We start from the raw sequence: 8,587 nt of genomic DNA, 5'->3' as shown, positions 1-8,587 counted from the left end.
GTTTATTTAAAACTTTGAATTAACAGGTACGTTTTGTCTTGTTTAGTTTTCAAAGATCATTTCAACCTCATCTCGAGGCGACTTTTTCAGTATAACATTTCAGCGAGTTGCTGTCAAATGTTTTTTTGTTTTTATTTCTCCGCCGCTGTGAGCTTTTTGTTAAAGCGCATCAGCGACGTTTAATAATATACCATGCCTATGATTCAGCGTCAACACTTTTTTTGAAAGAATATCCTCGATGATATACTTCCTGCCCTTTGGTCTCTATTTGAGATACTTCAACAAAGCCTTTTTCCGTCAGGTAATCAAGCATGACACCAAGATCTTGGGTGAAGTGCACCAGTTCAGGGTGCTGAAGCAATTCTCCAAACTGCCACAGTTCTTTTTCTTTCATCACTTGAAAAAGGTGCGCAGAACCGATTTCAGCTTTTGAATGGATGAGAAAATCATTTGCTAAGAATAATAATTCGAGTCTTTTCTCCAAACTTTCGTGACTCTCGACAAGTTCGGAATATAGCTTATATACCTGCGGCTCAATGTGACGGACCTGGTTCCAGACTGTCGTTTCGGGATAAAACCCCCGGTCAATCACTTCTATGCGGGCCAAGTGGTGAAGAGCATGCACTACCGCATAATATGCATCCAGAAAATGATCAGCTTCAAAAAACGCTTTTCCTTCTACAAATCTTCTGATCAGCTTGCCGTATTCCATTCCGATCTTTAATTTCCGCTCGGCGAAAGGAAAAGTGCTGAGCCGGTCATTGAGTTCAGATATATATTCATTGCGGTCAAACAGCACTTTGCCGTTGATGATCCAATCTATGACTCTTCTATTGGTCCCAAGCAGAATCCATTCCTGAAGCAGAGCATCCGTTACAATATGTAAAGAAGCGGTTTTTTGTTCGAATTCATAATGCTTTATAAAAAGAGGTTCATCAGCCTGTTTGACAATGACAAGCATGACCGCATCAAAGTTATCCGTGATGGATGATGCTTTACTCCTTCTCTCAATCATAAGGACGGCCAGCGTATCGGGATGACTTGCTCTTTCTTGGTAAATTGGACGGAGAAGATTGTCCATTACGATTCCTCCAATGCGATTGTTTCACTAGCTATTGTTTCTACATTTCTATGATAAAACATGAAAGTCCTTTTTTCTAAACACATTGCACTATTATAACAAATTTCCTTTCAGGTGCCATATTTATTCTTCCCTTTTCTTACGAAAACATGAAGAATATGCCATCTGTTTTGTGCTATAGTTAAACGAGAGGGGGATGGACATGGCGAAATACTCCAGCAAAATTAATAAGATCAGAACGTTTGCGTTAAGTTTGGTTTTCGTTGGGTTTATCATTATGTACATCGGGCTGTTCTTTAAGCAGTCTGTTTTGCTTGCCAGCTTGTTTATGATTCTCGGCCTGCTGTCGATCGGGCTCAGCACCGCCGTTTATTTTTGGATCGGCATGCTGTCCACAAAAGCGGTCCGGGTGATGTGCCCCGCTTGCGAGAAAGAAACGAAGATTCTGGGCAGAGTGGATATGTGCATGCATTGCAGAGAGCCGCTCACATTGGATAAAGGATTGGAAGGCAAAGCGTTCGATGAGTCTTATAACAGAAAAAACAGTGTAAAATAAACGAAGCTGACCGTATCAAAGCGGTCAGCTTCGTTTAGTGGTTTTCTTTTTTGGAACATTCTTGGCAGACGCCGTAAATCTCCAAACGGTGGTGGCTTACCTTAAACCCCGTGACGTGAGCCGCAAGCTGTTCTACTTCGTCAAGCCCGGGATAATGGAAGTCTACGATTTTTCCGCAGCTTTCACAAATGGCGTGATAATGGTCAGAGGTGACAAAGTCAAATCTGCTGGACGCATCTCCGTACGTCAGTTCCTTTACAAGCCCCGCTTCCCGGAATACACGCAAATTGTTATACACTGTCGCAACACTCATATTAGGGAATTTCCCTTCCAAGGCTTTATATATATCGTCCGCTGTCGGATGTGCCATAGAATCCACGAGATATTCCAGAATGGCATGACGTTGAGGAGTAATCCGGACTCCCGTATCCTTCAACGTGTCTAAGGCTTCTTTTAATTCATGTGCAGCCATCCGTCATGCACCTCTCTTCTAAAAAAGATTCTTACTTTATAATGTTTATAATTAGTGCACATCTTTTTCCGGTCTCCTGTCAAATGTAATCTGAAGAAAACCCCGTGAGTTCAGCATTTGTCCATTAATTAGACGCAATTTGTTCCAATTCTCGAAGCGCCTCGGCAACGTGATCTTTCACTTTTACCTTTCTCCACTCCTTCACAAGACGGCCTTCTTTGTCTAACAAAAAAGTGGATCGCTCGATACCCATATATTCTTTGCCAAAATTCTTCTTCAGCTTCCACACATCAAAAGCTTCCGCCAATTTGTGCTCATCATCAACGAGGAGCTGGAAAGGAAGATCGTGTTTTTGCTTAAATTTTTCATGTTTATCACGGCTGTCAGGGCTTACTCCGATGATAACGGCATCAAGTCCCGCGAAACTTTCGTGCTGATCACGGAAATCACATGCTTCCGTCGTGCATCCGGGTGTCATGTCTTTCGGATAAAAATAGAGAACGACGTACTTCCCTTTAAAATCCGTCAATGCTACTTCTTCCCCGCTGTCATTCACCAATTTCATATCCGGTGCTGTTTGTCCGATTTCAATCGTCATTTCTTATACCTCCGGGTTTTTTATTAAGCGTATCCAATTCACGTTAAGATTACAACCGTTATCCTCCCGCTCTTTTCTGGAAGCATGAACCGTTGTGCTCGCAATGAAGCATGCTACAATAGAACATGATGTAAGGAGATATTAGGAGGGTCATTTTTTGTATACAAAATCAGTTGAACTTCATAAGGAAGCGTTAGAGCATATCGTCGGAGGCGTGAACAGCCCGTCCAGATCCTATAAAGCGGTAGGCGGCGGTTCACCCGTTGCGATGGAAAAAGCGAACGGCGCTTATTTCTGGGATGTAGACGGGAATCAGTATATCGATTATTTAGCGGCTTACGGCCCGATTATTACCGGACATGCCCATCCGCATATAACTGAAGCGATTAAAACAGCGGCTGAAAACGGCGTGCTGTACGGGACGCCGACCAAACATGAGGTCACTTTCGCCAAAATGCTGAAGGAGGCCATTCCTTCACTTGATAAAGTACGATTCGTAAACTCGGGCACTGAAGCGGTAATGACAACGATCCGGGTTGCACGCGCTTATACAGGCCGGACAAAAATCATTAAATTCGCTGGCTGCTATCACGGCCATTCTGATCTTGTACTTGTCGCTGCGGGTTCCGGTCCGTCTACGCTCGGCACTCCTGATTCCGCCGGCGTGCCGAAAAGCATCGCCAATGAGGTGATTACCGTTCCTTTCAATGACATTGAAAGCTACAAAGCCGCGCTGGATAAATGGGGTTCAGAAATTGCAGCGGTTCTCGTCGAGCCGATCGTCGGCAACTTCGGCATCGTTGAACCTGAAGAAGGATTTTTAGAACAGGTAAATGAATTGACCCATAAAGCGGGCGCGCTCGTCATTTATGATGAAGTGATCACGGCGTTCCGTTTTATGTATGGAGGCGCGCAGGATCTTCTTCAAGTGAAGCCTGATTTAACGGCGCTCGGTAAAATTATCGGGGGCGGCTTGCCGATCGGCGCTTACGGAGGCAAAAAAGAGATCATGGAGCAGGTTGCTCCGCTCGGCCCGGCATATCAAGCCGGCACAATGGCCGGAAACCCGGCATCTATCCTATCAGGCATCGCCTGCCTGGAAGTGCTGAAGGAAGAAGGCGTTTATGAGCGGCTTGATGAGCTCGGCGCCAGACTTGAGCAAGGCATTCTCGCCCATGCGGAGACACACGGCATTACCATCACCGTCAACCGTTTAAAAGGCGCGCTCACGGTTTACTTCACTGATGAAAAGATCGTCAATTACGAGCAGGCGGAAAATACGGACGGAGAAGCATTCGCCAAGTTCTTCAAGCTGATGCTTGAGCGCGGCATCAATCTCGCTCCATCGAAGTATGAAGCTTGGTTTATCACAACCGCACATACTGAAGAGGATATCGACGCCACTTTACAGGCCGTTGAAGATGCGTTCAGACATATGAAAAAATAACTGCTGAAACAAGCGGGAGCCCGGGGCTTCCGCTTTTTCTTTTTGTCCGATTTGTGAGATAATGGTTTTTTCAAAAAAAGACCTTGAATAATTGGTATGATCCCTGTATATTACTTTATTGTTTAGCAAATCAGCCGACAGGGAAATGTAAGTGTCAGCCGTTCGTTCGGCACATAATTTATTAGAGAAAGGAATGCACGCACAAACCAATGAAACTTGGTGCCCGCATTTTTAAAACAGGGATTGCGATTACGCTCGCGCTCTACTTAGCATCATGGATCGGACTTCCGTCGCCGATCTTTGCCGGGATTGCAGCTATATTTGCCATACAGCCCTCTATTTACAGGTCTTTTCTTATCATTATTGATCAGGTTCAGGCAAATATCATCGGCGCTGTCATCGCTACGGCATTCGGACTGATTTTCGGACCGAGTCCGATTATGATCGGATTGACCGCAGTGATTGTCATCACGATCATGTTAAAACTGAAAATTGAACACACCATTTCGATTGCGCTCGTGACGGTTATCGCAATTTTAGAAACACCGGGAAACAGCTTCCTGACGTTCGCTCTGATACGAACAAGCACCGTTATTTTAGGCGTGCTGTCTTCTTTTATTGTGAACCTTGTGTTTCTTCCGCCGAAATACGAAACGAAGCTGACTCATCATACGGTTGAATATACCGATGAGATCATGAAATGGATCAGGCTGACGATGCGTCAGTCCACGGAACACTCGATATTGAAAGAGGATATTGAGAAGCTGAAGGAAAAGATGATGAAGCTTGATCATACGTACCTTCTTTATAAAGAGGAGAGAAGCTACTTTAAGAAAACGACGTATGTAAAATCGCGCAAGCTTGTTTTATTCAGACAGGCGATTATTACGGCGAATCGGGCGCTTGATACGCTGAAAAAGCTGCACCGCTATGAAAACGAGATTTATCATATGCCGGAGGAATTTCAGGAGACGCTGACAGAAGAAATTGATTATCTGCTTCATTGGCATGAAAGGATTCTGATGCGGACGGTCGGCAAGATCAAACCGCATGATGACGATGCTGAAGAAAGCATAAGATATAAACAGCTTTTGACGAAGTCTTTCTTGAAAAATCAGCAGAACTGCGAGGATGAACTGCTTGATTACAATATGCTCAGCATTATGGCTGCGGTTGCGGAATACCGCGAGCAGCTGGAGCATCTCGATACATTAATTACGAGTTTTCAGACATACCACCCGAAAGACAGCGAATTAGAAACAGACGAAGAGTAACCCGGTGCTTCCGTAAAACCGGGTTTTTTTGCATTCAAAAAAACTTATGCCGCCCATTCGGACGGCATAAGTTTTTGTATCAGTTCAAATTCTGAATCGTAAATAAGTGTCTGTACTGGCCGCCTTGGGCCATTAATTCCTCGTGCGTGCCGGTTTCGACGATGGCGCCGTTTTCCATGACGACAATTTTATCCGCGTGCGTAATCGTGGACAGCCTGTGGGCGACGATAAAAGTCGTCCGGTTTTTCGCAAGCTTTTCCATCGCTTCCTGAATGTAGTGTTCACTTTCAAGATCAAGAGCCGATGTCGCTTCATCCAAGATTAACAGCGGCGGATTTTTTAAGAATACACGCGCGATGGAAATCCGCTGTTTCTGCCCGCCTGACAATTTGACGCCCCGTTCGCCGACTTTGGTTTCGTAACCTTCTGGGAAATTCATAATAAATTCATGGGCATTTGCCGCTTTCGCAGCCGCAACCACCTCATCCAGAGACGCTCCCGGTTTACCGATGGCGATATTTTCACGAATCGTCTCACTGAACAGAAACGTATCCTGAAGCACCATTCCGACTTGATTGCGGAGGCTTCTCGCTTCATAATCGCGAATATCTGTGCCGTCAATCAGCAGGCTGCCGCCGGATACATCATAAAAACGCGGTATGAGGCTGACAAGCGTCGATTTACCGCCGCCGCTCATCCCGACGAGCGCGACGGTTTCCCCTTTTGTCACCTTTAAGGAAACGTCCTGCAAAATCGTTTCTTTTCCTTCCTCATAACGGAACGAGACATTTCGGAATTCAACTTCGCCCTTAATGCCGTCAGCTTTTACTGCATTCGGTTTATCAGTCAGTTCATACGGCTCGTCGATAAATTCAAATATGCGGTCCATTGAAGCGATCGACTGGGTCAGCGTCGTCGATGAGTTGATCAATCTTCTGACCGGATTGTACATTCTGTCAATATAGCCGACGAACGCAACCATCGTCCCTACCGTCAGCGGACCGTTTATGACAAAATAACCCGCAAACGCGATAACAAGCAGCGGCGCCAAATCCGTAATGGTATTCACGACTGCAAACGTTTTTGCGTTCCAATTCGTATGACGGATCGCTCTGTCCAGAAAATGTCCGTTTTTTTCATCAAAATTGGCTTGTTCATAATCTTCAATGGCAAAACTTCTGATGACGGGCATCCCCTGAACTCGTTCGTGCAAATGTCCCTGAACTTGGGCGAGTGCCTGAGAACGCTCCCGTGTCAGTTTTCGGAGACGGCCGTAAAAGTATTTCACTGAAATTCCGTATAACGGAAACAAAATGACAGATATCAATGTCAGCTTAACATCGAGTGTAAACATAATGCAGATGACGATCAGCACCGTCATCATATCAAGCCAGATATTCATCAGTCCCGTTATGACAAAGTCTTTTGTCTGTTCGACATCATTTATCACCCGGGAAATGACTTCGCCCGTTCTCGTGTTGGCATAAAACCTCAGGCTCAATTTTTGAATATGATCAAACAATACTCCCCTGATATCATAGAGCACCCGGCTGCCCGTCCATTGCGCGAAGTATTGCCGATAGTACTCTACCGGGGGACGCAGAATTAAAAACAGCACGAACATGATGCCCATTATCGTGAATAGCGATGATGTTTTAGCGCTTGCCGTTCCGCTCCCTTGAATAATGTCATCGACCACGTATTTTAACAGCAGCGGGAGAGCCAGCGGGATGGAGAATTTTATGATGCCGATTAACACTGTGATAAAAATTTGTTTTTTATAAGGTTTTACAAATTGCATATAGCGTCTGATTACGCCCACACTTTATCCCCCTCTCTCTTTAAGGCGTGTGAGCCCATGTGAAAAACCTGTTGACACCCCAACAGGTTTTTTATTGTATTCTTTATTTTGTATAGCGCAGATACCGTTCATACCACATATCAACAAATTCCGGAGCAAACGGTCCTTTCCGCTGATGAATCCAGTGCAGCAGCGTATTCAGATACTCCTTCAGAATGCTGTCGATCTCTTTAGGGTAATTCATTGATTTGCGGTGGTCATCGTATTCATCCTCGTCAAGAATGTTATACGTCATATCCGGAAACACCTTGACATCCAAATCGTAATCAATATATTTGATGGCCTCTCCGTCATAAGCGAACGGCGAGCTGATGTTGCAATAATAGTGTACCCCGTCATCTCTCAGCATTCCGATGACGTTAAACCACTGACGGGCATGAAAGTAGCAGATCGCCGGTTCTCTCGTCACCCACGTCCGTCCGTCGGATTCCGTCACCATTGTCCGGTCGTTGGCTCCGATGATACACAATTCCGTACTTTTTAAAATCGTCGTTTCATTCCAAATTCGATGAAGCAGCCCGTTATGCTTATAGCTGTGAATTTGAATGGTTTCTCCTTCCTTGGGATATCCCATATTTCTCCCCTACTTTCTGTAAAGCCCTGCAGTCAATGCAGCCGCAATTGCTTTCCGACAAGTCTTTTCACTATTATAACGTTACGAATTAAAAAATGAAAATAAAAGAACCACTCCGCTTCCGGAATGGCACATTCATTTCTGCACATAGGAAGACGGCTTTTCCGTGCTGCGATAAGACTGGATGACTTGCTCTGTCTGCCTTTGGAATAACTCCTGTATGCCGGCCAGGTCTTTTCGCTTTGTCGCAATTTCGTCCTGTACATTGTCCAGCTTTGCATCTCTTTCCAGACTGATGAGTTCCGCTTCCACCTGTCGGCAGCGGTCAAGTTCTGACTGCAGCTCGAGAAGCTGATCCATGATTTTCATCTGTTCACTTACAAGCTTTTCAAACTCTGACATCGGGTTCCTCCTTAGGCTTTTAGGTTGATACTCCTTACCATTTCGATTTTACGCCGGAAAACCCTTTGACTCATTCTGTAGAGGAATCACAAGTTTTGTCGTTTTGGCAACAGAAAAAAGCACTTCCATCCGAAGATGAAGTGCTTTTTCGTTTCAGTGATTAGCTGTTTTGCTGTTTGTTTTGTTCAGCAGATTGGTTTTGCTTTCTAACCTGTTGCGCATCAGTTTCACTGCCGAATTCAGTGCCGTATTGACCCTGACCAGAAGCTGATTGCTGGTTTTGTCTTTTCACCTGCTGAACGTCTGTTTTGCTGTATTTTGA

Annotated in this window: 9 protein-coding genes and 1 pseudogene; 3 read left to right on the top strand and 7 right to left on the bottom strand. The window is 44.9% G+C overall.

Annotated features, from left to right (window positions below; all coding sequences use genetic code 11):
* Positions 1–196: 196 nt before the first annotated feature.
* Positions 197–1,081 (bottom strand): nucleotidyltransferase-like protein, encoded by an 885-nt coding sequence (locus NQS30_RS19035; RefSeq protein ID WP_015239435.1) that lies wholly within the window; start codon positions 1,079–1,081, stop codon positions 197–199.
* A gap of 202 nt (positions 1,082–1,283) precedes the next feature.
* Here NQS30_RS19035 and NQS30_RS19030 point away from each other — a divergent pair, with 202 nt between their 5' ends.
* A complete protein-coding gene (locus NQS30_RS19030; protein ID WP_007408568.1) occupies positions 1,284–1,637 on the top strand; it encodes a YgzB family protein in 354 nt (117 codons plus the stop codon).
* 34 nt (positions 1,638–1,671) lie between these two features.
* On the opposite strand, the gene perR is transcribed toward NQS30_RS19030, so the two are convergent.
* Both perR and bcp read right to left on the bottom strand, forming a co-directional pair.
* Positions 1,672–2,109 (bottom strand): peroxide-responsive transcriptional repressor PerR, encoded by a 438-nt coding sequence (perR, locus tag NQS30_RS19025; RefSeq protein WP_003155465.1) that lies wholly within the window; start codon positions 2,107–2,109, stop codon positions 1,672–1,674.
* 124 nt (positions 2,110–2,233) lie between these two features.
* Positions 2,234–2,707, bottom strand: a complete 474-nt coding sequence (gene bcp, locus NQS30_RS19020) for a thioredoxin-dependent thiol peroxidase (protein ID WP_003155466.1) — start codon at positions 2,705–2,707, stop codon at positions 2,234–2,236.
* Between the two features lie 157 nt (positions 2,708–2,864).
* Between bcp and NQS30_RS19015 the strand changes: the two genes are divergently transcribed.
* Both NQS30_RS19015 and NQS30_RS19010 read left to right on the top strand, forming a co-directional pair.
* Entirely contained in the window at positions 2,865–4,154 is a 1,290-nt protein-coding gene (locus NQS30_RS19015) for a glutamate-1-semialdehyde 2,1-aminomutase (protein ID WP_007408567.1), read from the top strand.
* Between the two features lie 209 nt (positions 4,155–4,363).
* Positions 4,364–5,428: an aromatic acid exporter family protein gene (locus NQS30_RS19010; protein WP_007610190.1), complete on the top strand. Its 1,065-nt coding sequence runs from the start codon at positions 4,364–4,366 to the stop codon at positions 5,426–5,428.
* A gap of 79 nt (positions 5,429–5,507) precedes the next feature.
* Here the strand turns inward: NQS30_RS19010 and NQS30_RS19005 are convergent, their stop codons facing one another.
* The 4 genes and pseudogenes from NQS30_RS19005 to NQS30_RS18990 all read right to left on the bottom strand — a co-directional run.
* A complete protein-coding gene (locus NQS30_RS19005; RefSeq protein ID WP_012117125.1) occupies positions 5,508–7,250 on the bottom strand; it encodes an ABC transporter ATP-binding protein in 1,743 nt (580 codons plus the stop codon).
* Between the two features lie 82 nt (positions 7,251–7,332).
* Positions 7,333–7,863 carry a nucleoside tri-diphosphate phosphatase gene (gene ntdP / locus NQS30_RS19000; protein ID WP_003155475.1) on the bottom strand — a complete coding sequence of 177 codons (531 nt, stop codon included), beginning with the start codon at positions 7,861–7,863 and terminating at the stop codon, positions 7,333–7,335.
* A gap of 135 nt (positions 7,864–7,998) precedes the next feature.
* Positions 7,999–8,265, bottom strand: coding sequence for a YgaB family protein (locus NQS30_RS18995; RefSeq protein WP_003155476.1), 267 nt, complete (start codon positions 8,263–8,265; stop codon positions 7,999–8,001).
* Between the two features lie 160 nt (positions 8,266–8,425).
* Positions 8,426–8,578, bottom strand: a pseudogene (locus NQS30_RS18990) (gamma-type small acid-soluble spore protein); the annotation flags it as partial.
* Between the last annotated feature and the right edge of the window lie 9 nt (positions 8,579–8,587).

The organism is Bacillus sp. B1(2022), from assembly GCF_040259625.1.
In the GTDB taxonomy this organism is placed as follows: Bacteria; Bacillota; Bacilli; order Bacillales; family Bacillaceae; genus Bacillus; species Bacillus velezensis.
This window is presented reverse-complemented; position numbering and strand designations above follow the sequence as displayed.